The organism is Zobellia sp. 1_MG-2023, from assembly GCF_030549125.1.
In the GTDB taxonomy this organism is placed as follows: domain Bacteria; phylum Bacteroidota; class Bacteroidia; order Flavobacteriales; family Flavobacteriaceae; genus Zobellia; species Zobellia russellii.
Genome location: NZ_JAUOSY010000001.1, coordinates 298,066 through 321,328 on the forward strand (window position 1 = coordinate 298,066; position 23,263 = coordinate 321,328).

Here is a 23,263-nt window from a genome sequence, read left to right on the forward strand (position 1 = left end):
ACCATGTTAAAGAACTATATAAAAATAGCTTGGAGAAACCTACTGAAGAACAAACAGCAGACCATCATAAATTTGCTAGGGCTTACTTTAGGTACCGTGAGCTGTCTTACTATTCTATTGTATGTCTTTGCTCAGTTTGGATATGACCAGCACCACAATGAAGCGGATACAATTTACCGTGTAGAGACGATAATAGAGCGAAATGAGCAAGAAAACTATGAAAGTTCAACCTCATCTCCTCCTATAGCTTTTGCCCTTAGAGAAGATTTTGCCGAGGTAGATGAAGCAACGCGTGTTGTTCTTACCGATGTTTTTTATAGCACTTTAATTCGTGCTTCGGAAAGTAAGGATGCCTATTACGAGCCACGGGTTTATATGGCCGATTCCACTTTTTTTAAAGTTTTTGATTTTGAATTTATTGAGGGCAATAAGCTTACCTCGCTAAACGAACCCAATGCGGTAGTACTTTCTTCCTATTTAAAACACAAACTGTTCGGAAACCAAAATGCTATGGGCAAGACCATAGTTTGGGGCACCGGAGAAGATGCCCTCATCTTGACCGTTAAGGGCGTTTTTGATGAAAAAGCGAATAAATCCCATCTGAATCCCAACTACATGGTAAGTATGAGCACCCCGGGCATGGGAACTTTTGTGCAAACTTTTGAGAGTTTTGCCACCAATAATTTTGTGCATAGCTATGTAAAATTATCCGCTAACGGTAATATTGCCCAATTTCAAGCTAAAATGCCCGGATTTATTGAGGATAGGGCCACCAAGGACCTTGCTGATGCAGGAATGAGCAGTAAGGCCTTGGAATTAAAAAAGGTTACGGATATTCATTTACGTTCCAATGGCCGTAAAAACCAATTAGACAAGGTTTCGAGCATTACATACCTGTATTTTCTTTTGAGCCTTGCGTTTTTTATTCAACTGGTAGCCTGCATAAACTTTATTAATCTCAGCACGGCAAGAGCAAGCAGACGCGCCCGCGAAATAGGGGTACGAAAAGTAGTTGGTGCAGGAAAAAATGCCCTAATGAGGCAATTTTTGGGCGAATCGTTACTCTTATCACTTTTCGCCATACTGATCAGTATACCTATCGTAATTTTGTTACTGCCATTGGTAAATGAGCTTACCCAGGAATCCCTTACCTATTTGAATCTTTATCAATGGAAGTTAATATTGGTTCTTTTGGCGCTGGGAATAGGTACAGGTTTGGCTGCCGGCATCTATCCTGCTATTATTCTATCCTCAATAAAACCCGTAAATGCCCTCAAGGGCGGAACTATAATGCAATCCGGAAACGGTACTCTAAGAAAAGCGTTGGTCGTATTCCAATTTGTGGTTTCCATTGGCTTGGTAGCTACAGTAATTATCATTTCCCAACAATTTAGGTTTACTCAGGAAAAAGACCTTGGCTATACGAAAGACAATTTAATTGCCCTACGGATAGGCACGGATGACGCGTCTAGTAAATTTGAGTCCTTAAAATCTGCATTTTTGAATATTCCCGGAGTAACTGATGTATCTAGTGGAAATTATGCTCCCTCTGAAATTATATTGGCTGATAATGGATGTTATCTTCCCGGAGGAAACAGCGAGAACAGAACAGTTGTAAATCGTAACGGCGTAAGCGACGGATATTTTAGAACCATGGGCATTCCTTTTTTGGAGGGACGCGATTTTACGGAAGCGGATACCGTAGACCAAATTATTGTGAACGAGGCCACCTTAAGGGCTTTCAATATTAAACAAGAAAATGCCTTAAGCTCATCACTCATGCAGGGTTCCGGAGAGGATACTTTTGAAATGCGAATTATTGGTGTTGTGGCAGACTACCATTTTGCATCCCTAAGGGAAGAAATTGAGCCCCTGTTTCTTCATAAGGAAACGGCACCAAATTGGTTGTTTTTAAAAACAAAGACCAATAATTATAGTGAACTACTCACCCAACTGGAAGGCCAGTGGAAATCTACCGTAAGTAACGTTCCTTTTGATTATAGGTTTGTAGACAAAGAGGTAGAAAGACTCTATGATGAGGAAAAGCGGCTTGGCTTTATCTCCGTAGCTTTTACCGTGCTGGCTATCTTCATAAGTTGTTTAGGACTTTTTGGGCTTATTTCTTACGTTACGGAACAGAAGAAAAAAGAAATCGGTATTCGTAAGGTACTTGGAGCAAGCGTACGATCGGTAGTGCAACTATTAACTCGCGATTTTGTAACGCTAGTATTGATTGCATTTCTAATTGCTTCACCTATTGCCTACTATTTCATGTCTAGATGGCTAGAGGGTTTTACGTATAGAATTGAAATTGAATGGTGGGTATTTTTGGTCAGTGGCGGTTTCTCCCTCATTATAACATTGTTGACCGTGGGCATGCAAAGCCTAAAATCTGCTGTAGCCAATCCGGTAAAGAGCTTACGAACGGAATAAGCAAAAACATCAATCCAATCAAAAAACAACAATCATGTTCAAAAACTATTTAAAAATCGCCTGGCGAAACCTTCTGAAGAACAAAGGCTATTCTGCTATCAACATTGGCGGGTTGGCATTAGGAATGGCCGTTACCCTAATTATAGGTCTCTGGGTGCACGATGAACTCTCGCATAATAACTATTTCAGTAAAAAAGAACGTATTGCGCAGGTTTTTCAATCCCAGACCCTTAACGGAAATACAGGTAGTGGTCCGGCCATACCTCGCCCATTGGAAATGGGCCTCAGAAATGGTTACATGGACAATTTTAAACATCTGGCCATGGCTTCCTGGAACAACTCCGTCTATCTCAATTATGAGGACAAAAGCCTTTCCAAAACAGGAAATTTTATGCAAGAGGAGGCTCCGGAACTTCTTGGTCTTACTATTCTTAAAGGCGAAAAAAACGGATTACGAAAAATTAACTCAATTATGCTTTCCGAGTCTGTTGCACAAGCCCTCTTTGGAGAAGAAAACCCTATCGGTAAAGTGGTGAGGGCCAATAGTCAGTATGATATGGAAGTTACCGCAGTGTTTGAAGACATACCCATGAACAATTCATTTAATGATTTGGAGTATATCATGCCATGGGAAAAGTACCTGACTATTTTTGAATGGATCCAAAATGCAGAGGACCAATGGGGAAACAACTCGTTTCAGATGTTTGTTCAGCTTGCGGACAACACCAGTATGGAACAGGTTTCTGCCACCATAAAAGACGTTAAAAAGAATCTTAACGAAGATACCGCAGAGTTCAACCCACAGCTATTCTTGCTACCCATGAAAGATTGGTACCTAAGGAGCAGTTTTGAGAATGGAAAACAAGTAGGCGGGCGCATTAAATACGTATGGTTATTTGGCATTATTGGTGGCTTTGTACTGCTTTTGGCCTGTATTAACTTTATGAACTTAAGCACGGCCCGTTCCGAAAAAAGAGCCAAAGAAGTAGGCATTAGAAAATCAATAGGCTCACAACGCAACCAGTTGATTTATCAGTTTTTGAGCGAATCATTTTTAGTAGTTTTATTCGCATTTTGTTTGGCCATACTGATCGTGCTTCTTTCTTTGGAAGGATTTAACGATCTGGCAAAAAAAGAAATAGCCTTCCCTTGGAAAGACAGTCTGTTTTGGGCAATTTCATTCGCTTTTATCCTATTCACCTCTTTACTGGCAGGCAGCTATCCGGCACTCTATCTATCCTCTTTTAAACCGGTAGATGTTCTAAAAGGAACGATGACAACGGGTAAATACGCAGGGCTGCCCCGCAAAATATTGGTAATACTACAGTTTACAGTGTCCGTTGCATTTATCATAGGTACCGTTATCGTAATGCAGCAGATTAATTACGCAAAGGATCGCCCCGTTGGTTATGATAAAGAAGGTTTGGTACAAATACCAACAATGAGCCAGGATTTTGAAGGTAAATATGATTTAATGCGAAGTGAATTTTTAACATCCGGTGCGGTAATGGAGATGTCTTCTTCAAGCGCTCCAACTACCCAAATATGGTCTAACCGAGGCGGTTTTATTTGGGAAGGAAAACCCGAAGGCTTCCAAGAAGATATAGCGTGGACGGATGTTAGCCCTGAATATGCCAAATCCTTAAACCTAAAAATTCTTGAAGGAAGGGACTTTTCAAGGGAATTCGCCACAGATTCAAATGCGGTGCTTATTAATGAAACGGCCGTAAAGTATATGGGGCTTACGGATCCTGTTGGGAAATTTATAAAAGACGATGATGTTGAAGACCCCTTTCCTCCCCTAAAAATAATTGGCGTGGTACAGGATATGATTGCGCAGTCTCCTTACGAACCCGTAAAACAAGGTATTTATGCCTATGACAAACATGGTAATGCCAGCTTTTACAATTTACGGTTAAATCCTGACAATAGCGCTAATGAAAACATTTCTACTATTGAAAATATATTTAAGTCCCATTTTCCGGACATCCCCTTTCAATATGATTTTGTAGATTCTGAATATGGCGAGAAATTCGCCGCAGAAGAGCGTATTGGAACACTTTCGGCCATTTTTACAGCACTGGCCATTTTAATTAGCTGTTTAGGGCTGTTCGGACTCACTTCCTTTGTAGCGGAACAGCGTAAAAAAGAAATAGGGGTACGAAAAGTTTTGGGAGCTTCGGTTTTCAACGTTTGGAACATGTTATCCAAAGACTTTCTAAAACTAGTGACCATTTCTTGTTTCATTGCCGTTCCAATCTCATACTATATTATGAATGGCTGGCTGCAAGACTACCCCTACAGGGTAATACTTGAATGGTGGATTTTTCTCTTGGCCATAGTAGGCGCTCTTGCCATAACCATTCTCACGGTAAGTTTTCAAGCCATAAAAGCGGCCAATTCAAATCCGGTCAAAAGTCTAAGAATGGAATAAATAGGAGATACTAATAAAAGAACGAACACATGTTACTTCAACTAAACCATATTTTTAAATGGGTTCAACAAGGTGGGCAAAGAGTCTTCTTGCTGAAAGACATCAATCTACAAGTAGAAGAAGGAGAGTTTATTTCTATTATGGGGCCCTCTGGGTCTGGAAAATCCACTTTACTGAACGTCATAGGAATGTTAGATGATTTTAATGAAGGTGAATATAATTTTCTTGATGAATCCGTACATCAACTTAAAGAAAAGCATAGAGCCAATTTGTATAAGGAGTACATCGGTTTTGTATTTCAGTCTTATCATTTAATTGATGAATTAACCGTCTACGAAAATCTGGAAATGCCTTTATTATATAAAAAACACTCCAGTTCTGAACGTAAGGCCATGGTAGCCGATATGTTGGACCGTTTTAATATTGTAGGCAAAAAGAACCTGTTTCCCTCACAATTAAGTGGCGGCCAACAGCAAGTGGTGGGCGTGGCAAGGGCATTAATATCAAATCCAAAACTTATTCTTGCCGATGAACCCACAGGTAACTTGAATTCTCAGCAAGGAGAAGAAATTATGCAACTTTTTAAACAGCTTAATGATGAAGGGGTAACCATTATTCAAGTAACACATTCAGAAAAAAATGCCGCTTATGGTAAGCGCATCATTAATTTATTGGATGGGAGGATGGTGTAAGCCCGTTTATCAAAAAAAATCAGCCTAAGTTGAGGCCCAGTTTTATAGAATATTGTGCGAAACTAAACCTCCATAACCAATACCTATCTGCCCATATTACATTTCAATGCAAACGCTTTAGTTTCTTGCCCTTATGCCGTATCTTTGTTCTTTAGAATGATTTTATATAATGAAGATTGATAAAAAAGCAGTTTTAAAGGCACTAGAGAACATTACCGTACCCGGTGAGGGACAGAATATGGTAGAAAGCGGTGCGGTTAAAAATATACAGATTTTTGGCGACGAGGTTGAAGTTGATATAACCATTGGCAATCCCAGTCTACAGGCCAGAAAAAAGACCGAAGTAGAAATCTTAAAAATCATACACCGAGAGGTATATGAGAAAGCAAAGATAAAAGTCAACATAAAGGTAGATGCTCCGGCAAAACCCAAGACCAATGAAATTAAGGGCAAACCATTGCCCGGCATTCAAAACATTATTGCGGTAGCTTCCGGAAAAGGTGGTGTAGGTAAATCTACAGTTACTGCAAACTTGGCGGTAACCCTTGCAAAAATGGGTTTTAAAGTTGGTGTTTTAGATGCGGATATCTACGGACCGTCCATGCCTATTATGTTTGACGTTCCCTTGGAAAAACCATTAGCGGTCAACGTTGGTGGAAAATCAAAAATGAAACCGATTGAGAATTATGGCGTAAAGCTATTATCTATCGGGTTCTTTACCCAGCCCAACCAAGCGGTTATTTGGCGTGGTCCCATGGCTGCAAAAGCCTTGAACCAAATGATTTTTGATGCGCATTGGGGTGAACTGGATTTTATGCTGATTGACCTTCCTCCGGGAACAGGAGACATTCACCTAAGCATTATGCAAGCAATGCCCGTAACTGGGGCCGTGGTGGTAAGTACACCTCAGAACGTTGCCTTGGCGGACGCTAGAAAAGGGGTGGCCATGTTCCAACAGGAGTCCATAAATGTTCCCGTATTGGGAATAGTGGAAAATATGGCTTATTTTACACCTGATGAGCTTCCTGACAATAAGTACTATATTTTTGGTAAGGAAGGAGCAAAAAATCTGTCTGAAGATTTAAACGTACCTTTCTTAGGAGAAATTCCATTGGTTCAGAGCATTCGCGAAGCGGGTGACGTGGGAAGACCAGCGGCCTTGCAAACGGCCACACCGGTTGAAGAAGCTTTTGAAGAGGTTACAAAAAATGTAGTGCAAGAGGTTGTGGGCAGAAACAAAAGTCTTCCCCCTACCGAGGCAATTAAGATAACAACTATGGCAGGCTGTTCTGTCGTTAAGAAAAAATAATATGACATCCGAAAATATGACATCCGAAAATATGACATCCGAAAAATTAAAACAGAATGTTGAAAAAGCCCTAGAGGAGATTCGTCCTTTTCTACAGAGTGATGGAGGTGATATTTCTTTGATCTCTATTGATAACGAAAATTCTGTAAAGGTAAGGTTAGAGGGCGCATGTGTTGGATGTAGCGTTAATCAAATGACCCTAAAAAGCGGTGTGGAAATGACCATAAAAAAGTACGCTCCACAAATTGAAGAGGTCATAAATATTGTAGCCTAAATCCTGATTTTAGTCATATTCTTACAGACGTTTTAACCCTAATTTTGTCTGACCTTTAATGTAAAACTCAATGATCAAAACAGACTTATTGATTATTGGAGCTGGCCCAACAGGGCTTTTTGCCGTTTTTGAGGCAGGCCTATTACAGCTCAAGTGCCATTTAATTGATGCACTACCACAAGCCGGGGGCCAATGTTCCGAAATCTATCCCAAAAAGCCCATTTATGACATTCCTGGTTTCCCCGAGGTATTAGCGGGCGACTTGGTGAACAATTTAATGGAACAAATAAAACCTTTTGAGCCTGGTTTTACTTTAGGCGAAAGAGCACAGACCATAGAAAAATTAGAGGACGGCACTTTTATTGTGACGACCAATAAAGGAACCAAACACCACGCTCCTATTGTAGCCATTGCTGGAGGCTTGGGTAGTTTTGAACCTCGCAAGCCACTTCTTGAAAACCTCCAGAAGTACGAGGACAATGGTGTTGCCTATATCATTAAGGATCCTGAGGTTTACCGAAATAAGAAAGTGGTAATTGCAGGAGGAGGAGATTCCGCTCTGGATTGGAGTATATTTTTAGCCGATGTAGCCTCAGAAGTTACTTTGGTACACCGCAGAAACGAGTTTAGAGGTGCATTAGATTCCGTAGAGAAAGTGCAAAACCTCAAGAACCAAGGTAAAATAAACCTAATTACCCCTGCTGAAATCGTTGCTCTTAAAGGCGAGGAAACCCTAGAGGCCGTTTCCATTAGAAAAACAACAAATCCTAATGAGGATGTTACCTTAGAAGTTGATAATTTTGTGCCGCTTTTTGGTCTTTCTCCCAAATTGGGACCCATTGCAGATTGGGGCCTTGATATTGAAAAAAATGCCATAAAAGTAGATACGTTCGATTATCAGACTAACGTACCGGGAATATATGCCATAGGCGATGTTAACACCTATCCAGGGAAATTAAAATTGATTCTCTGTGGTTTTCATGAAGCAACATTAATGTGCCAAAGTGCGTACCAGCGTATTTACCCGGATAAAAAATATGTAATGAAATATACGACCGTAGGCGGCGTAACCGGTTTTGACGGAAGTAAAAAAGAGGCGCCAAAGGCGGTTGTAAAATCCATTGATTAGTAAAAGTTTATAATTCAAGAATATTAATGTCCGACATAAAAATAAAAATAACCGACCGTGATGGTGTAACCCATGAGGTAGACGCCCCAACCGATATGAACATGAACCTTATGGAAGTCGTACGTTCGTACGAATTGGCCCCTGAAGGAACTATTGGAATCTGCGGTGGTATGGCCATGTGTGCTTCTTGCCAATGCTATGTAGAATCCGATCATGAACTTCCTGAAAAGTCCGATGATGAAGATGCCATGTTGGCCGAAGCTTTTGACGTTAAGGATAACAGCCGTTTGGGATGCCAAATTCATATGACCCCAGATTTAGACGGTCTAGAAGTTGAACTGGCTCCTGAAAGTTAGATTCTTGCCTGGTAGGTAAACAAGTTGTAGTACCTACCTTCTTTTGAAACTAGCTCGTCGTGGGTACCTTCTTCGGCAATTCTACCATTTTCAATAACTAAAATCTGATTCGCTTTTCGGATGGTACTTAACCTGTGCGCTATTACAAAAGTGGTACGCCCTACCGTTAAAGCTGCTAAACTCTTTTGAATCAAGGCTTCGCTTTCTGTATCCAAATTAGATGTAGCCTCATCTAGAATTAAAATTTTAGGGTCGGCCAAAACGGCCCTTGCAATCGCAATACGTTGGCGTTGCCCCCCGGAAAGCTTAACACCGCGCTCCCCTATCAAAGTGTCGAGTCCATCTTCAAACCTATCTGTAAACTCATTTACATAAGCAGCTTCAACCGCCTGTTGCAATTGCTCTTCAGAAGCATTTGGTCTAGGAAACAGAATATTCTCCCGTATGGTTCCCTCAAACAGAAAATCGTCCTGCAAAACCACCCCTAAATGTTGTCTAAAACTATTTAGGTTTACTTTAGAGACGTCCTTACCGTCTATAGTAATCCTTCCCGACTGAGGGTTTAAAAAAGTAGCTGCCAATCCTGCAATGGTAGATTTTCCCGAACCAGAACTCCCTACTAAAGCGACTACGTTTCCGGATTTCACCTCAAAGTTAATGTTGTGCAACACCTCCTTATCTTCCTCATAGGCAAACGAAACATCATCAAAAACAATATCCCCTTTAATCTCATCTAGAACAATCGTTCGGTTTTCCTCATCTGACTCGGGGATCATATTCATAAGTTCTTCCGTACGGTCCAATCCGGCCAGTGCTTCGGTCAACTGACTACCAATATTGCTCATTTGAACAATAGGAGCTATCATCAACCCTAACAAAAAGGTAAAGGTTAAAAACTCACCAATGGTAAGCTCATCCATCATTATTTTATAACCTCCTATACCCATAATACCCGTAGTGGCAATCCCTAAAAGAAAGGTTGAAGAACTGGTCATAAAAGCAGTGGCGGTCAAACTCTTTTTTACATTTTGAAAAAGCCGGTCTACTCCCTTTTCAAAAATTTTATTCTCTTGCTCTTCCGCATTAAAACCCTTGATTACGCGAACGCCACCCAAGGTTTCCGTAAGTCTACCCGTGACCTCGGCATTTATTTTTCCTCTATTTCTAAAAATGGGTCTTATAATCTTAAAAGCCTTTAACGCTATAATAGCAAATATGGCAAGAGGCACCAAGGTGAACACCGTCATCGTCCAACTGATCCGCAATAACAATATAAGTGAAACTACAGCGGTAATGGTTCCGCCAACAAGTTGGACCAACCCAGTACCGATAAGATTACGGACCCCTTCCACATCGCTCATAATACGGGAAACCAAAGCTCCGGATTTTGCATTATCAAAAAAGCTTATAGGTAACGAGAGTACCTTTTTCTGCACTTGAGCCCTAAGCTCAGAAATTAGAAACTGCGCCTGCACACTTAAGATTTTAGTCAATAAAAATGAGGTTACCGCTTGTACCAAGATTGCTAAGGCAACAGCACCAACAAGTAATTTTAAAAAATCCAGATCTTTATTGGGTATAATATCGTCCATTAAATATTTAAGGGACATAGGTGCAACAAAACTTGCTGCCTTACTTATTACAATAAGAACAAGACCTATAAACACAAGATTTCGTCTGGGCCAAATAATGGTCTTAAATGCGGTAAGGATACTAACTTTCTTTTCGGCCATGGAAGATGTTTTGAAGAGGGCAAAGTTACGGTAAAAACAGTGACTTTGCTTTTTAAGAAAGTTATCTAAATCATAAAGCTAAACCACTAGCGAATATTGAGAATACACAGCGTAATCTAGAAAATTTAATCTTCCGCTTCCTTTGTAACGATCAAAGTAGCTTTAGAACCTTCGGAGAGCAACCATTTATTCGCATAGATAAGCTCTCCCTTATCATCATAAACGTTGATTTGTGCGGTGTTAGGAGGAGAAGAACCCACATTAAGGGCCTCAAAATCTATACGGTTAAAACCTTCTTTTAAGTCAACGTTCACACCTTTAAAAGAGCCGGTCAAAAGAATATTAGGGTCGGCCACATCACCGTTAACATATATTTTTACACGATCCCCATCTACAAATTCGTGATCACGACAAACGATACCCACAAACTTCCCGTTGTTTTTTACATCGCCCAAATACATATCTGCAAAGTGCTGTTTAGAACCTTCCTTGGGTTGTCTTGGCCCTACTTTTGGGTCTATTTTCATACCTGCCCCGGCCTGAACCAGTTCGCGGTCATCGATCATCTTTACAGGGTTGCGTTTTGCAATATCAAAATCTACCTGAGGCTGGTCATCCACCACGGATGGTATTTTTAACGAAGTGCCTTGATCAGGCTTGGCGTTATCATCAATCTTATTGGCGGCATCAATCTTAAGGTCTTTCTTTTGAGGAATATCCGTCTGGGCCATCCCCGTAAGGGAAAACAGCAGTGCAGCCAATACCAGTACCGAATATTTTTTGATCATTGTATAAAAAATGCAAGATAAAGATAACAAATACCCTGCCATAGGGGCTTAAGGCAATGTTAAAACGATAAATTACTAAAAATCGTATCGGCAATCAATCTATGTCCTGTTTTATTAGGATGTATAGGGTCTTTGCCATAACACTCCTTTTGACTTGCAAAGAGCGGTTTCCTAATATTTATCTCGGCATTGGCGTAAGGATGCTGCATTTCTAAAATGATATCGGTAAACTTTTCAAGCACTTCCGCATCATATTTAGGATAGGGATTTTTATAACTATAGGACATTGCATTTTCATTTTTTTCACTGGACTTGGCCAAGGGCGGAGGTGTGAGTAAAATGGTCTTGATATCCCTTTGACGCATTTTTTCAAGAAAAGAATAAACGCCTATTTTAAAGCTTCTGAACAGTTCATCGGAAGGTTTTCCGTAAATACCGTCATTAATACCATAGCAGAAAAGGGCCACATCAATAGAGTTTTTGTCCAAAATCTCATCCAATCGTTCAAAAAGGTATGGCCTAGGGCCGGGATGATCCTGTTCTGTAAGTCCGCTTACGGTTTCACTACTCTTCCCAAAGTTGATAAACGTAATATTGAGTTCCGGTTTTTCTAGATTGAATTTTTCCTGAAGCATTTCAACATAACCATGCCCGCCCGCGTACGTAATGCTATCGCCAAAACAACCCACAACCTGGTTTTTCTTTAATTGAAATTTGGAGTTATCAAAGCACCCCATTAGGCTAGTACCTACAACTGCCAGTGCCGTTCTATTAATGAACTGTCTTCTTTTCATCATCGTGCAATGATTCAATAATTTATATAAAAATATCAAGAATGAGCACACCTATGAGCCCCATAACGCCCACTGTGGTTTCCATTACCGTCCATGTTTTTAAGGTGTCCTTAACCGATAGATTAAAATACTCCTTATAAAGCCAAAACCCGCTATCATTAACATGGGACAACATTAGACTTCCCGAGCCAATTGCTAAAACCATTAGCTCTGGACTAACATCTGTATTGGCGATTAACGGCAAAACAATACCCGCCGCTGTAAGACCGGCCACCGTTGCAGAGCCTACACAGACCCGAATGACCGTTGCTATAAGCCATGCCAAGATAAGTGGAGAAATAGTAGAACCTTTTAGCATTTCACCTATATAATCGCTCACCCCACTATCTATAAGCACTTGTTTTAACGCTCCCGCACCCGCTATAATCAAAAGTACCATGGTAATACCAGAAACGGCACTGGAAACGGAATCCATTACATCTTTCATTTTTTTACCCCTAGCCAGTCCCAAGGTATAAATGGCCACCAGAACAGATATAAGCATTGCCATTACGGGATTACCCAAAATATCAGTTGCTTTTCTAACAGCATTCCCTTCGGGCAACAACAAGGTCATTACAGACGCGAAACCGATAAGAATTACAGGAAGCAGTGCCGTAAGAATACTGGTAGCCGTACTTGGCATTTCATCATCCGTTAAAACTCTTGGATTCAAAAATTCCTTTAGGGGAGTTGCCTCTACATTTTTAATAGCGCGTGACAACAGCGGCCCTGCAACGATAATAGCAGGTATGGCCACTAGAATACCATACAATAAGGTTTTCCCGATATCGGCATTAAAAATAACCGCTATACCTGTAGGCGCCGGATGCGGAGGAAGGTACCCGTGTGTTACGGAAAGAGATGCCAACATGGGCAATCCCACATAAATTAAAGGAAGCCTGGTAGCTGCGGCCACTGTAAAGACCAAGGGTATTAAAATAACAAAACCCACCGTATAGAACATGGGAATACCCACGATAAAACCCGTAAGCACTACGGCCCATTGAATGTGTTTCTTTCCAAATTTTTCTACCAACTGGGTAGTAATACGTTGTGCCGCCCCACTGTCTGCCACCAACTTACCCAACATGGCACCTAGACCCAAAATTAGAATTAAGTATCCAAGCGTATTTCCAATACCTGACTGTATGGATTTGGTTACCGTTTCAAAATCCATTCCTTCTGCCACCCCAACCAACAGGGAAACGATAATGAAGGCGATAAAGGCATTGAGTTTAAAACGGGCTATTAAAATGAAGAGAATGAAAATTCCGGCAATAACAATGGCAAGTGGCATGGGCTAGATTGGTATTAAGCCCTCTAAGATACTAAATTAGATAACAAATGAAACTTGAAAAAAACACTTAAGCCCTTCTTTTTAAGTTGATGGATTCTAAGGTTTATTAATAGTTTTCTGAAAGTGCCTTTAATACGTAAACCGCTTTTTCACCCACCTTGTGGTCTACAAAAATATGGTCATGATAGTAAGCCGCAACAACGTTACAACTGATGTTATTTTTTGCCAGTTCCGAAGAAAATAGCGCGGTAAGCCCTACTCCTTCTAATGATGAGTGGATTTCCAAAGTTATCCAAGAAGCGATGTACTCATACGGAAGTTGTAAAGCATCGGCTTTTTGCTTGGCTATAATTACCGTAACACCCTCCTCTTCTTTAAATTCGCAAATTGTATCCGCTCTTGAGATGTGATCCACATTGGGCAACGTTACAAATACGTATTCACCCTCATTTAACTTGGGGGTCATACCTTTTATCATTTCCGCTAAGTTTTTTTCTCCTGCCATTTATTTCAAATTATAAGAATTGTGCTATTTCCAGCCAACAACCAGATACTAAAACTACATTGGTTTAAATTTCTATACAAACATATAGATACTTGGCTAATTTGTTGATTTCAAATACGATAAAGTCCAAAAAAAGAGAGAACCATAGAATTCTCCCTTTTAATAATACTGGAACAAGCCCTATTAACCTTCTAAATACCCAAACTTACCATTATTAAAATCATGAAAAGCTTGCATTAACTCCTCTTTAGTATTCATAACAAAAGGGCCATGAGCGGCAATTGGTTCGTTTAGAGGCTCACCACTCAATACCAACACCAAAGCGTCTTCAGATGCTTCCACCGTAAAATCTTCACCATCATTAGCCATAAGTACCAAATGATCTGTAGGAGCATGTTCTTTACCGTTCACTGTAATACTTCCTTCAATCACTAACACAACCGTATTGTAATTTTCGGGAAAGGAGAAGTCCGCTTTAGCTCCGCTTTTTAAATGGGCATTTAACATATGAATTGGTGTAAAAGTAGACGCAGTTCCTTTTGTGTCTTTGTACACACCAGCTATTACCTCTATTTTACCCGCACCGTCCGGAAGTATATAGTTACCCAAGTCTTCCTTTTTTAATGCCTGGTATTTGGGTGCGCTCATTTTGTCTTTTTGGGGCAAGTTTACCCAAAGCTGCACCATTTGAAAATCGCCCCCTTTTTTTGCCCATTCCTCCTCATGATATTCTTTGTGTAATACTCCGCTTGCAGCGGTCATCCATTGCACATCACCTTCACCAATTACGCCACCACCTCCGCTACTGTCATGGTGGGCTACCCTACCTTTATAGGCAATGGTAACAGTTTCAAAACCTCTATGCGGATGAACGTCCACCCCTCTAGGATTATCCGTTGCTGAAAAGTGAAAGTTTGAATTATAATCCATCATTATAAACGGATTCATTCGCTGCATATCCAATCTAAATCCGCTAGGGATAAAGTTATGTACCCTAAAACCATCCCCAACAAAATGTGGGTCTCTTGGTTTTGCCACTAATTCTACTGTTCTTGTTTTCATATCTTTAAGATTTTATACCACAAAAATATTGCGATAGGCCAACCTGAGCATTGATGTATGATAAGAACCTATTTTCTGAAATTTTTATCCGCAAGACTTTTTCTTACCCTGCTTAGGCTTTCTGGCGTAATACCCAAATATGATGCTACCATGGTTTGGGGCACACGCAAAAGAATATCCGGGTACATTTTCACAAATTGCAAGTATCTTTCCTCTGCAGACGAACTTAAAAGTCCGTTTACTCTTTTCTGTAAGTGTCTAATATGGTTGTGCAACAACCGGGTATTGAAATCTGTAAAAGATGGTATTTTTTCCGATAAATCCTTAATGAACCTCTCGTCTATCAATACTACCCGACTCTCTTCCAACGCTTGAATATAATAAACCGAAGGTGAATTAAAATAGCTGCTCTCGCGGTCCGTAACAAACCAATTTTCCGGAGCAAAAGCTATAACGTGCTCTTTACCCTTAGCATCTATAGAATACTGTCTTAGCAGGCCCTTTTCCACGAAAAAAGTATGGGTACAACGCTCTTCCCTGCGCAATAAAAAGGAATCTTTTTTAATGGTTTTAGTTGTACAATTATCAAGAATTGCCAAAACCTCGTTCTCATGAACATTAAGATTTGTAGTTAAAAAAGTCCTTAAGGTAGTGCTGTTCATTTTCCTTGTTCAATTCTAGTCCTAAAACTAAACAAATACGAACAGATTATGACAATGTCATTAATCCAAACTACTCAGATATATTTAAGGGAATTGTGAATTTAAAGTCGCTGCCCTTTCCAAAAGTACTTTCCGCCCAAATTTCACCTCCCAATTTTTCTACGAACTCTTTACAAAGAACAAGACCAAAACCAGACCCTTTTTCATTTGCCGTACCCACGCAAGCCATATTGGTATTAATCCCGAACAATTTTTGACATGTATCCTCGCTCATTCCTACACCATTATCGGAAACCGTGATTTCTACATAGGTCTCACTGGCTTTAGATGATACATTGATATGCCCACCAGGTTTAGTAAACTTAATTGCGTTTGAAACAAGGTTACGCACTACAGTCCTTATAATTTTATGATCAGAATTAACGGAAATAACAGCCTCTTGATTATAATTAAGAGAGATACCCTTTGTGGATGCAATGACACTGGATAATTCCAGAGTTTCCTCTATTATCTGATTAATACAAGTTCTTTTGGTTCTGAAATCTATCTGTCCCGTTTGGGATTTGGCCCAATTCAAAAGGTTATCCAACAGGTTAAGACTGTTTTTGGTAGTTCGATCAATGAGGGTTAAATATTCTTTAGATTGAGCAACATCATTTTTTTGCACGGAATCATTCAATAAATCCGATAGCAGGCTTATATTGTTAAAAGGACTTCTTAAATCATGGGCAATGATAGATAAGAGTTTGTCCTTGGTAGCCGCTACCTCCCTTAATTGGGCCTCGCTTTCTAGCAACTGCTTTTCGGCCTTTTTCATTCCGGTAACATCGCGAACTACGCAAATAAGAAATTTATCACCTCTTTCATCAATATACCGAGACTTTCTTGTGGATATAATCTTTGTTTCCGCACCCCTCACCGTTATATTCTCTTCACTGATATTCTCAACACCATCGGTCAAAACCTGTCTATCTACCTTTAAAAAATAATCTCTCTCTTCAGGTCTAACATCTTCGGCAAGCGTTTTACCGATTATTTCTTCACGAGACATATCCATCATCTTACAGAAAGCATCGTTCACTAATATCAATCTACTTTGACTGTCTTTGACGAACACAGAATCTCCCATATGGTCTAGGACGGTTTGGGTATATTTTGCCTCTGTATTTAAGTCAATATTCCGATTTAGGGGTTCACTCATTTCTCCGTTTAAAATTATAAAAATAATCAAGGAAGCAGCTACCAACACTACCAAGAGTATAGCTTTAGACCTATCTCATAACTTCTACGGGGGGAAGTAGAAATCTGTTAATTAAGGATTAACAGTCCCTAAATTTAACATTTTTTTTAGAAAAGTGCTATTGAAAGCACATGTTTTGAAATTCCAGCGTTACTCTTAATATGACATATAGATGAATACAACATGCCGCAACCCTGTTATTCATTAGACCAGACCAGCATACACCTAAAGTTGCTCGTTGCTAAAAATAATTACAGAACATGTCTCAAAAAAAGGTTTTCTAGCTCTTCCTCTGGGGCCAAACAAAGTCCTGGGTGGGGTTTTGAACTTTGTATAATGGTACTTTTAGAAGCTGTAAGCCAGCGAAATCTTGATGGTAAATCTAATTTACCTATAGCCCCTCCTTTGGGTTCACCCTCACAAACCAATTCCCAAGCGGCCAAATATGCTTCTATAGCCTCAAAATCTATTTCATTTGAAAACGCCCGGATACGTTGGCGGTCAATAACGAATTTCATTTTAAGAAACTTCTTTCGTTTTGAAAACACGATAGCTCCTATATTAATAAATTCCTCCCGCTCTACCTTTGGCACCAACCTTATAATGGCATACTCGTATGTAACCCTATCTTGCATCATCCGCCTCTTTTACTAACACATCTAACTTTCCCAATCTTGTGTTCAAAAATTTCATGTAGGCATTACGCTTCTCATGAGGTGTTAACGGATCAGACTCACTAGACAGCCAATCTTCAGGTATTTTAGAAACAATTTCCGTAATGACTTCTTCACTTATTCTTTTCTTAATGATACCGGAAGCTTGGGGCAATTGAGTGGCACGTTCTAACAGCACATGGTCTTTAATCGCGGGAAAGGTCCGCTCCAGATGCGTTTCCCAAGTTTCCCAATTATGGTGAAAATAAAAACTGGAACCGTGATCGATCAGCCATAATTCTTTATGCCAATTCAGCAAGTTGGTATTTTTAGCCGTACGATCTATATTACTAATCATACTATCTAGAAGTACAACTTTAGAAGCGCTTAAAGGGTCTGCAACAGAAACTAAGGGGTCATAAACAATAGCTCCGGACAGAAAATGTAATCCAAGATTTAAGCCTACGCTAAATTTGAGCAAATCTTGGATTTCCTCATCAGGTTCGGTCTTACTGAAGCTATCGTCTAAGTTCATAAAAACAATTTCCGGCACCTTAAGATCCATGGCACGGGCAAGTTCTGCGCCAATAAGTTCGGCAATTAAAGCTTTTTTTCCTTGACCGGCCCCTCTAAACTTTAAGACATAAAGAAACTCATCGTCTGCTTTAACTATACCAGGTAGCGAGCCGCCTTCCCTTAAGGGTTTTATATACTGTACTACGTCTACAGTTCTAATTTCAATTGCATTCATATGTGCTAAGGTAATGAAAGTTGTGTTTTACGATTGAGCTAGGTTATAGTTATTACGGCAAACAAAAGAAGCCTCACAAAATGAGGCTTCTTTATTAGTTTCGTTTGAGGTTTTTCACTTTTTAAGCTTACTCAAAAAACTTCTCATTTTGGGGATGATTTTATCCGCATCTTCTTCCAAAGCAAAATGACCGGTATCGTAAATGTTATAATCAATATTTTTTACATCTTTTTTAAAGGCAATCGCCCCACTCTCTGGAAAAAAGGCATCGTTCTTTCCCCAAACAATTAAAAGTGGCGGTTGGTTCTCCCTTAAATATTCCTGCCATTTTGGATATAGCTTTACATTATTTTGATAATCATAAAACAAATCTAATTGAACGGCATGAGCTTTAGGTCTGGACATTCTCAAATAATCTAAATGCCAAGTATCCGGGTTAACCTTTTCGGGATTACGTGTACCATGCGTATATTGCCACTTAAGCCCTTCTAATGAAAAAGAGTGTAATAATGCTTTTTCAGATTGCTCGTTTCTATTTGCCCAGAATGCTTTAGTATCTTTCCACGCTGCTCCCAAACCCTCTTCATACGCATTACCGTTCTGATTTATAATTGCTGTAACCCGCTCTGGATGGGCCGTAGCAATCCTAAAACCAATTGGAGCGCCATAATCTTGAATCATTAACGCATAGGAAGTAATTTCCTTTTTTTCCAAAAAAACATCTATTGTAGCGGCAATGTTATCAAAAGTATATTCAAATGCACTAGCAGCTGGAAAATCGCTATTTCCAAAACCGGGATAATCCGGGGCTACTAAGTGATATTCATCAGATAATTGATCTAGTACTTTTCTATATTGATGAGAGGACGTGGGAAAACCATGCAGCAAAACTATAGTCTCATTTTCTGGGTTACCTGCTTCTCGATATGCTATGTTAATTCCGTTAACTTCTAAAGTTCGATACTTAATTGTTGTCATATTTTCTTTGCTTTTAAATATTAGATTCGATTTTTCTACATCTGGCATTGTTTTCCCAGACATAAATAGTGGCACAATAACCAAAGCGTAAAGAATTAATTTTTTCATAGTTTTAGTATTTATTACCGAATGTTCGGTAAAATTTAATGGTAAATTTTTTTATTTGTTTAGATACCTAAATTCAATATTCTTTAAAGTTTGTTCAAATATCTCTAAATCATTCAACCCTTTAGTAACTACAAGACTACCTTGAATTTCCAATAAGGTCTGTACCGCATATTTTTTCGCTCTTTGATCGGTCAAGCCCAAATCCTGACCTAATTTTTTGAAGGCATCAATCCAATGCAACATGCCTTTCCCTATTTGCTCACCAAATAATTCCAGACCAGAACCTAAAGAAAATGCCCTTAAGATGCATGCATCCTTTCCATTGGTATAAACACCCCTAATACTATCCAAACCGTTAACCAATCGTTGTGCGGGAGATACACTATCATCCCGTAAAGCCTTGAATACTTTTTCTTCTGCTCGTTCCCCTAAATAATCCATAACAGCAATAGCCATACCCTGCTTTCCATCCGGAAAACGATGATACAAACTAGCTTTTTTAAGTCCTGTTTTCTGGGCTAATTCAGAAAGACTAGCCCCGTCATAACCTTTTGACCTAAAAACACCTACTAGACTTTCAATAATTTGTTTATCCAGTACTTTCTGTGGTCTCATGGGGCAAATATATAAATTATTTGATTTTTACCAAACGTTCGGTAATAATTTTTTATTTTTTGTCACCAAACCTAAAATATCCTTTTCTACCCATCCTATATGGTTATTTGGATTTCAGGTATAAAAAAAGCTGAGAATAAATTCTCAGCTTTTCATTTTAAATCTTGTACTCGAGGTGGGAATCGAACCCACACTCCAAAGGAACTGGATTTTGAATCCAGCGCGTCTACCAGTTCCGCCACTCGAGCATTAAAATCGGACTGCAAAAGTAAAAATTTTTTTCTTCCCCACACAAAAAAATAACAACATTTATGCTTTAGCAAGACAAATAAATTTCTAAATTTGCACCTCGCTAACAAAACGACTTGTCAATAAACTAATTCACAATACGTTACCCATGGCTTACCAAGTTCCCGAACCTAAGATTTTCGCATGTACCCAAAGTACTGAGTTAGCAAAAAAAATAGCCAAGTTTTATGGGGCCGAATTAGGCAACGTAATCTTCTCTAGATATAGTGATGGTGAATTCCAACCTTCTTTTGAAGAGTCCGTTAGAGGCACCCGTATTTTCATTATCGGTTCAACAAACCCTAGTTCGGAACACCTAATGGAAATGTTACTAATGCTAGATGCCGCCAAGCGTGCCTCTGCTAGACACATAACCGCTGTAATGCCTTACTTTGGTTGGGCAAGACAAGACAGAAAAGATAAGCCAAGAGTGCCTATTGCGGCAAAGCTAATCGCCAAAATGCTTGAAGCAGCAGGTGCTACACGAATTATTACAATGGATTTGCATGCCGATCAAATTCAAGGTTTTTTTGAAAAACCTGTTGACCATTTGTTCGCATCCACTATGTTCTTACCGTACCTTAAAAGCTTAAACCTGGAAAACCTGACCATAGCTTCACCAGATATGGGGGGTTCCAAAAGAGCTTATGCGTATTCCAAAGCATTGTCTAGCGATGTAGTAATCTGCTACAAACAACGGGCAAAAGCCAATGTAATATCGCACATGGAACTTATTGGCGATGTAAAAGGAAAGAACGTGGTCTTAGTAGATGATATGGTAGATACTGCCGGAACATTGACCAAGGCTGCCGATTTAATGATGGAAAGAGGTGCACTAAGTGTTAGGGCCATTACAACTCACGCCCTATTATCCGGTGATGCCTATGAAAAGATAGAAAAATCTCAACTATCGGAACTGATCGTTACAGATTCTATTCCGGCAAGACGGGATTCGGATAAAGTAAAAGTATTGAGCTGTGCAGAGTTGTTCGCAGATGTTATGCATAGGGTTCATCACAATACTTCCATTGCATCAAAATTTTTAATGTAGCTCAAAGGGCTACTTAATTTAGAGTATTAATTTTTTAAACTATATAATGAAGTCAATTAAAATTAAAGGATCAGAAAGAGAAAGCGTGGGCAAGAAGGCAACGAAGGCCCTACGTAATGCTGGACAGGTTCCTTGCGTAGTATACGGAGGGGAAAAACCATTGCACTTTTCAGCAGATGAGTTAGCGTTCAGAGATTTAGTCTACACCCCAGCCGCACATACCGTAAAGGTTGACTTAGGCGATGTTAAGGTAAAAGCGATTATGCAAGACATTCAGTTTCACCCAGTGACTGATAAAATTTTGCATATCGATTTCTATCAACTTTTTGATGATAAGGAAGTTACCATGAACATTCCTGTTCGTTTAGTAGGTAATGCTCCTGGTGTTAGAGCTGGTGGTCGTCTACTTTTTAGAAAGAGAAAACTTGCCATTAAAGCACTTCCGGACAACTTGCCAGATTATTTTGATATTGATATATCGAAATTGAAAATTGGTGAAAACATTACCGTTGAATCTTTATTGAAAGATGAATTTACTATCCTACACCCAGAAACAACTGTGGTGGTTCAAGTTAAAACGCAACGTACCGCAGTGGCCGTTGATGACGACGAAGAAATTGAAGGAGAAGAAGGAGAAGCTACTGAAGCAGCAGCTACTGAAGGTGGTGAAAGCCAAGAATAAATTTCAATTGAAGTTTTATAAAAAGCGCCCTAATTTAGGGCGCTTTTGTATTTTTACAACTTAAGGTTGCCGCTTGGCATCTACTTTAGAACATAATCATGTACAAGAACCATTTATTATGTTTTATCAATTTCTAAAATCAATTTTCAACAAGAGCAAAAGTGTTCTAGAAGAAACCGATACCATGAAAAAATACCTCATCATTGGCCTAGGGAATATAGGTAGTGAATATACAGAAACCAGACACAACATTGGCTTCAAAATATTGGATGCCCTAGCAAATGATGCCAGTTTTTCATTTGAAACCGCAAAATTGGGAGATATAGGTCTTTTCAAAATTAAAGGGCGTAGCGTGCTTTGTCTGAAACCATCTACCTATATGAACCTTAGCGGTAAGGCCTTAAAATATTGGATGGACAAAGAAAACATTCCTTTGGAAAACGTATTGGTAATCACTGATGACATTAACTTGGAATTTGGCACTATACGCCTAAAGACCAAGGGAAGTAATGGTGGCCATAACGGCCTTAAGGACATACAGAATGTACTACAGACCACAAACTATAACCGACTAAGATTTGGCGTAGGTGCAGATTTTGGAAAGGGAAGGCAAGTTGAATATGTTTTGGGTGAATGGACCGAAACTGAAAAGAATGCGTTAACAGAGCGCTATGAAAAGACTACAGAGCTTATAAAATCCTTTGTTCTGGCCGGTGTTGCCCGCACCATGAACCAATTTAACGGGTCTTAAATTCCGAAACCGAACTGGCGGAACTATTTCCTTCTTCATCGGTTGTAACAACTTTCCAGAAATAGACTTCTCCAGAGGTTACTTCTACCTTTAATTCACTAACTCCGGCATCCGTACTTTTTAATAAGTTGGTAGGTGGGTTTTGGGTAGAAAAATAAATAGCGTACGCCTCTATATCATCATCCAAATCCTTGCCTGACCACTTTAAACTTACCTCATTATTAACATCTTTAAATGCAGTGGATCCTTGTACCGGAAATGTCAATTCTGCAGGAAAAGGCACGTGACTAATTTCTGAGCCAGGATTATAGAACAACCAAGAATCACTACTTGTTGCCGTTGTGGTTTCTGAATTTTTTGAAATTACCACCCAAGAAAAAGGGGTACCCTTTGCCAATGACAAGGTTTCTATAGTATTAGATGTATTTTTTGACTGAACGGTACCTGTATTGAGATTCGTAACCTGTAGCTCATAATCTTCCGTATGGTCTGCCGCTTTCCAATTAAAGCGAACAATACTACTGGCATCGCCATCACTTTGAACGGGTGTGCACTCTGAATTTTTAGCAGGGGCAATCAAATCCACTTTTTCAGGCGCCTTCGGCGAGTCTTTTTTACAACTCGAAAAGAGTACTA

The 23,263-nt window shown here is 39.6% G+C and carries 23 protein-coding genes and 1 tRNA gene; 10 read left to right on the forward strand and 14 right to left on the reverse strand.

Annotated elements, in window-relative coordinates:
• The first annotated feature begins 3 nt into the window (after window positions 1-3).
• The 7 genes from Q4597_RS01155 to Q4597_RS01185 all read left to right on the forward strand — a co-directional run bounded on the left by Q4597_RS01155 (window position 4) and on the right by Q4597_RS01185 (window position 8,627).
• The gene (locus tag Q4597_RS01155) at window positions 4-2,433 is read left to right on the forward strand and encodes an ABC transporter permease (protein WP_303404444.1); all 2,430 of its coding nucleotides are present in this window, start codon (window positions 4-6) and stop codon (window positions 2,431-2,433) included.
• 34 nt (window positions 2,434-2,467) lie between these two features.
• Complete coding sequence (locus tag Q4597_RS01160; protein WP_303404445.1) at window positions 2,468-4,867, forward strand: ABC transporter permease; 2,400 nt, start codon at window positions 2,468-2,470, stop codon at window positions 4,865-4,867.
• 29 nt (window positions 4,868-4,896) lie between these two features.
• Window positions 4,897-5,559, forward strand: a complete 663-nt coding sequence (locus Q4597_RS01165) for an ABC transporter ATP-binding protein (protein ID WP_289037240.1) — start codon at window positions 4,897-4,899, stop codon at window positions 5,557-5,559.
• A gap of 169 nt (window positions 5,560-5,728) precedes the next feature.
• Window positions 5,729-6,868 carry an Mrp/NBP35 family ATP-binding protein gene (locus Q4597_RS01170; RefSeq protein WP_303404446.1) on the forward strand — a complete coding sequence of 380 codons (1,140 nt, stop codon included), beginning with the start codon at window positions 5,729-5,731 and terminating at the stop codon, window positions 6,866-6,868.
• A 31-nt stretch (window positions 6,869-6,899) separates the two neighbouring features.
• Window positions 6,900-7,142: a NifU family protein gene (locus Q4597_RS01175; RefSeq protein WP_303404803.1), complete on the forward strand. Its 243-nt coding sequence runs from the start codon at window positions 6,900-6,902 to the stop codon at window positions 7,140-7,142.
• Between the two features lie 70 nt (window positions 7,143-7,212).
• Window positions 7,213-8,271 (forward strand): NAD(P)/FAD-dependent oxidoreductase, encoded by a 1,059-nt coding sequence (locus tag Q4597_RS01180; protein WP_303404447.1) that lies wholly within the window; start codon window positions 7,213-7,215, stop codon window positions 8,269-8,271.
• A 26-nt stretch (window positions 8,272-8,297) separates the two neighbouring features.
• Complete coding sequence (locus tag Q4597_RS01185; RefSeq protein ID WP_215437608.1) at window positions 8,298-8,627, forward strand: 2Fe-2S iron-sulfur cluster-binding protein; 330 nt, start codon at window positions 8,298-8,300, stop codon at window positions 8,625-8,627.
• On the opposite strand, the gene Q4597_RS01190 is transcribed toward Q4597_RS01185, so the two are convergent.
• From Q4597_RS01190 to Q4597_RS01250, 13 genes are all read right to left on the reverse strand, one after another.
• Window positions 8,624-10,360 carry an ABC transporter ATP-binding protein gene (locus Q4597_RS01190; RefSeq protein WP_303404448.1) on the reverse strand — a complete coding sequence of 579 codons (1,737 nt, stop codon included), beginning with the start codon at window positions 10,358-10,360 and terminating at the stop codon, window positions 8,624-8,626. The genes Q4597_RS01185 and Q4597_RS01190 overlap by 4 nt on opposite strands.
• A 125-nt stretch (window positions 10,361-10,485) precedes the next feature.
• Window positions 10,486-11,148, reverse strand: coding sequence for a hypothetical protein (locus Q4597_RS01195; RefSeq protein WP_215913743.1), 663 nt, complete (start codon window positions 11,146-11,148; stop codon window positions 10,486-10,488).
• A gap of 59 nt (window positions 11,149-11,207) precedes the next feature.
• On the reverse strand, window positions 11,208-11,945 hold the full coding sequence (locus tag Q4597_RS01200) for a GDSL-type esterase/lipase family protein (protein ID WP_289037244.1): 738 nt from the start codon (window positions 11,943-11,945) through the stop codon (window positions 11,208-11,210).
• Between the two features lie 19 nt (window positions 11,946-11,964).
• Window positions 11,965-13,281, reverse strand: a complete 1,317-nt coding sequence (locus Q4597_RS01205; RefSeq protein WP_303404449.1) for a gluconate:H+ symporter — start codon at window positions 13,279-13,281, stop codon at window positions 11,965-11,967.
• A gap of 106 nt (window positions 13,282-13,387) precedes the next feature.
• Complete coding sequence (locus Q4597_RS01210; RefSeq protein ID WP_303404450.1) at window positions 13,388-13,786, reverse strand: ACT domain-containing protein; 399 nt, start codon at window positions 13,784-13,786, stop codon at window positions 13,388-13,390.
• 183 nt (window positions 13,787-13,969) lie between these two features.
• On the reverse strand, window positions 13,970-14,848 hold the full coding sequence (locus Q4597_RS01215; RefSeq protein WP_303404451.1) for a pirin family protein: 879 nt from the start codon (window positions 14,846-14,848) through the stop codon (window positions 13,970-13,972).
• A gap of 68 nt (window positions 14,849-14,916) precedes the next feature.
• The gene (locus Q4597_RS01220; RefSeq protein WP_289060747.1) at window positions 14,917-15,510 is read right to left on the reverse strand and encodes a Crp/Fnr family transcriptional regulator; all 594 of its coding nucleotides are present in this window, start codon (window positions 15,508-15,510) and stop codon (window positions 14,917-14,919) included.
• Between the two features lie 70 nt (window positions 15,511-15,580).
• On the reverse strand, window positions 15,581-16,711 hold the full coding sequence (locus Q4597_RS01225) for a PAS domain-containing sensor histidine kinase (RefSeq protein ID WP_303404452.1): 1,131 nt from the start codon (window positions 16,709-16,711) through the stop codon (window positions 15,581-15,583).
• 290 nt (window positions 16,712-17,001) lie between these two features.
• Window positions 17,002-17,385: a DUF3037 domain-containing protein gene (locus Q4597_RS01230; protein WP_303404804.1), complete on the reverse strand. Its 384-nt coding sequence runs from the start codon at window positions 17,383-17,385 to the stop codon at window positions 17,002-17,004.
• The gene (locus Q4597_RS01235) at window positions 17,375-18,154 is read right to left on the reverse strand and encodes a HipA family kinase (RefSeq protein ID WP_303404453.1); all 780 of its coding nucleotides are present in this window, start codon (window positions 18,152-18,154) and stop codon (window positions 17,375-17,377) included. Before Q4597_RS01235 ends, Q4597_RS01230 begins: the two co-directional genes overlap by 11 nt.
• A 114-nt stretch (window positions 18,155-18,268) precedes the next feature.
• Window positions 18,269-19,240, reverse strand: coding sequence for an alpha/beta fold hydrolase (locus tag Q4597_RS01240; RefSeq protein ID WP_303404454.1), 972 nt, complete (start codon window positions 19,238-19,240; stop codon window positions 18,269-18,271).
• Window positions 19,241-19,291: 51 nt separating this feature from the next.
• Window positions 19,292-19,855, reverse strand: coding sequence for a TetR/AcrR family transcriptional regulator (locus tag Q4597_RS01245; protein ID WP_303404455.1), 564 nt, complete (start codon window positions 19,853-19,855; stop codon window positions 19,292-19,294).
• A gap of 167 nt (window positions 19,856-20,022) precedes the next feature.
• A tRNA-Leu gene (locus Q4597_RS01250) sits at window positions 20,023-20,103 on the reverse strand.
• Window positions 20,104-20,252: 149 nt separating this feature from the next.
• On the opposite strand from Q4597_RS01250, the gene Q4597_RS01255 reads away from it, so the two are divergent.
• From Q4597_RS01255 to pth, 3 genes are all read left to right on the forward strand, one after another.
• Window positions 20,253-21,194 carry a ribose-phosphate pyrophosphokinase gene (locus Q4597_RS01255; protein ID WP_215437574.1) on the forward strand — a complete coding sequence of 314 codons (942 nt, stop codon included), beginning with the start codon at window positions 20,253-20,255 and terminating at the stop codon, window positions 21,192-21,194.
• Between the two features lie 46 nt (window positions 21,195-21,240).
• Window positions 21,241-21,876 (forward strand): 50S ribosomal protein L25/general stress protein Ctc, encoded by a 636-nt coding sequence (locus Q4597_RS01260; protein WP_215437571.1) that lies wholly within the window; start codon window positions 21,241-21,243, stop codon window positions 21,874-21,876.
• Window positions 21,877-21,994: 118 nt separating this feature from the next.
• Entirely contained in the window at window positions 21,995-22,627 is a 633-nt protein-coding gene (gene pth, locus Q4597_RS01265; RefSeq protein WP_252735791.1) for an aminoacyl-tRNA hydrolase, read from the forward strand.
• Here pth and Q4597_RS01270 read toward each other — a convergent pair.
• Window positions 22,614-23,213: a hypothetical protein gene (locus tag Q4597_RS01270; RefSeq protein ID WP_303404456.1), complete on the reverse strand. Its 600-nt coding sequence runs from the start codon at window positions 23,211-23,213 to the stop codon at window positions 22,614-22,616. The genes pth and Q4597_RS01270 overlap by 14 nt on opposite strands.
• Window positions 23,214-23,263 lie beyond the last annotated feature (50 nt).

Bases quoted from the DNA above. Each gene is read 5' to 3' on its own strand.
- Q4597_RS01235 (WP_303404453.1), bottom strand. From the start codon at position 18,154: ATGAATGCAATTGAAATTAGAACTGTAGACGTAGTACAGTATATAAAA.
- Q4597_RS01260 (WP_215437571.1), top strand. From the start codon at position 21,241: ATGAAGTCAATTAAAATTAAAGGATCAGAAAGAGAAAGCGTGGGCAAG.
- Q4597_RS01210 (WP_303404450.1), bottom strand. From the start codon at position 13,786: ATGGCAGGAGAAAAAAACTTAGCGGAAATGATAAAAGGTATGACCCCC.
- Q4597_RS01225 (WP_303404452.1), bottom strand. From the start codon at position 16,711: ATGAGTGAACCCCTAAATCGGAATATTGACTTAAATACAGAGGCAAAA.
- Q4597_RS01185 (WP_215437608.1), top strand. From the start codon at position 8,298: ATGTCCGACATAAAAATAAAAATAACCGACCGTGATGGTGTAACCCAT.
- Q4597_RS01175 (WP_303404803.1), top strand. From the start codon at position 6,900: ATGACATCCGAAAAATTAAAACAGAATGTTGAAAAAGCCCTAGAGGAG.
- Q4597_RS01195 (WP_215913743.1), bottom strand. From the start codon at position 11,148: ATGATCAAAAAATATTCGGTACTGGTATTGGCTGCACTGCTGTTTTCC.
- Q4597_RS01255 (WP_215437574.1), top strand. From the start codon at position 20,253: ATGGCTTACCAAGTTCCCGAACCTAAGATTTTCGCATGTACCCAAAGT.
- Q4597_RS01220 (WP_289060747.1), bottom strand. From the start codon at position 15,510: ATGAACAGCACTACCTTAAGGACTTTTTTAACTACAAATCTTAATGTT.
- Q4597_RS01215 (WP_303404451.1), bottom strand. From the start codon at position 14,848: ATGAAAACAAGAACAGTAGAATTAGTGGCAAAACCAAGAGACCCACAT.
- Q4597_RS01190 (WP_303404448.1), bottom strand. From the start codon at position 10,360: ATGGCCGAAAAGAAAGTTAGTATCCTTACCGCATTTAAGACCATTATT.
- Q4597_RS01165 (WP_289037240.1), top strand. From the start codon at position 4,897: ATGTTACTTCAACTAAACCATATTTTTAAATGGGTTCAACAAGGTGGG.
- Q4597_RS01155 (WP_303404444.1), top strand. From the start codon at position 4: ATGTTAAAGAACTATATAAAAATAGCTTGGAGAAACCTACTGAAGAAC.
- Q4597_RS01240 (WP_303404454.1), bottom strand. From the start codon at position 19,240: ATGAAAAAATTAATTCTTTACGCTTTGGTTATTGTGCCACTATTTATG.
- Q4597_RS01200 (WP_289037244.1), bottom strand. From the start codon at position 11,945: ATGATGAAAAGAAGACAGTTCATTAATAGAACGGCACTGGCAGTTGTA.
- Q4597_RS01205 (WP_303404449.1), bottom strand. From the start codon at position 13,281: ATGCCACTTGCCATTGTTATTGCCGGAATTTTCATTCTCTTCATTTTA.
- Q4597_RS01170 (WP_303404446.1), top strand. From the start codon at position 5,729: ATGAAGATTGATAAAAAAGCAGTTTTAAAGGCACTAGAGAACATTACC.
- Q4597_RS01230 (WP_303404804.1), bottom strand. From the start codon at position 17,385: ATGCAAGATAGGGTTACATACGAGTATGCCATTATAAGGTTGGTGCCA.
- pth (WP_252735791.1), top strand. From the start codon at position 21,995: ATGTTTTATCAATTTCTAAAATCAATTTTCAACAAGAGCAAAAGTGTT.
- Q4597_RS01245 (WP_303404455.1), bottom strand. From the start codon at position 19,855: ATGAGACCACAGAAAGTACTGGATAAACAAATTATTGAAAGTCTAGTA.
- Q4597_RS01160 (WP_303404445.1), top strand. From the start codon at position 2,468: ATGTTCAAAAACTATTTAAAAATCGCCTGGCGAAACCTTCTGAAGAAC.
- Q4597_RS01180 (WP_303404447.1), top strand. From the start codon at position 7,213: ATGATCAAAACAGACTTATTGATTATTGGAGCTGGCCCAACAGGGCTT.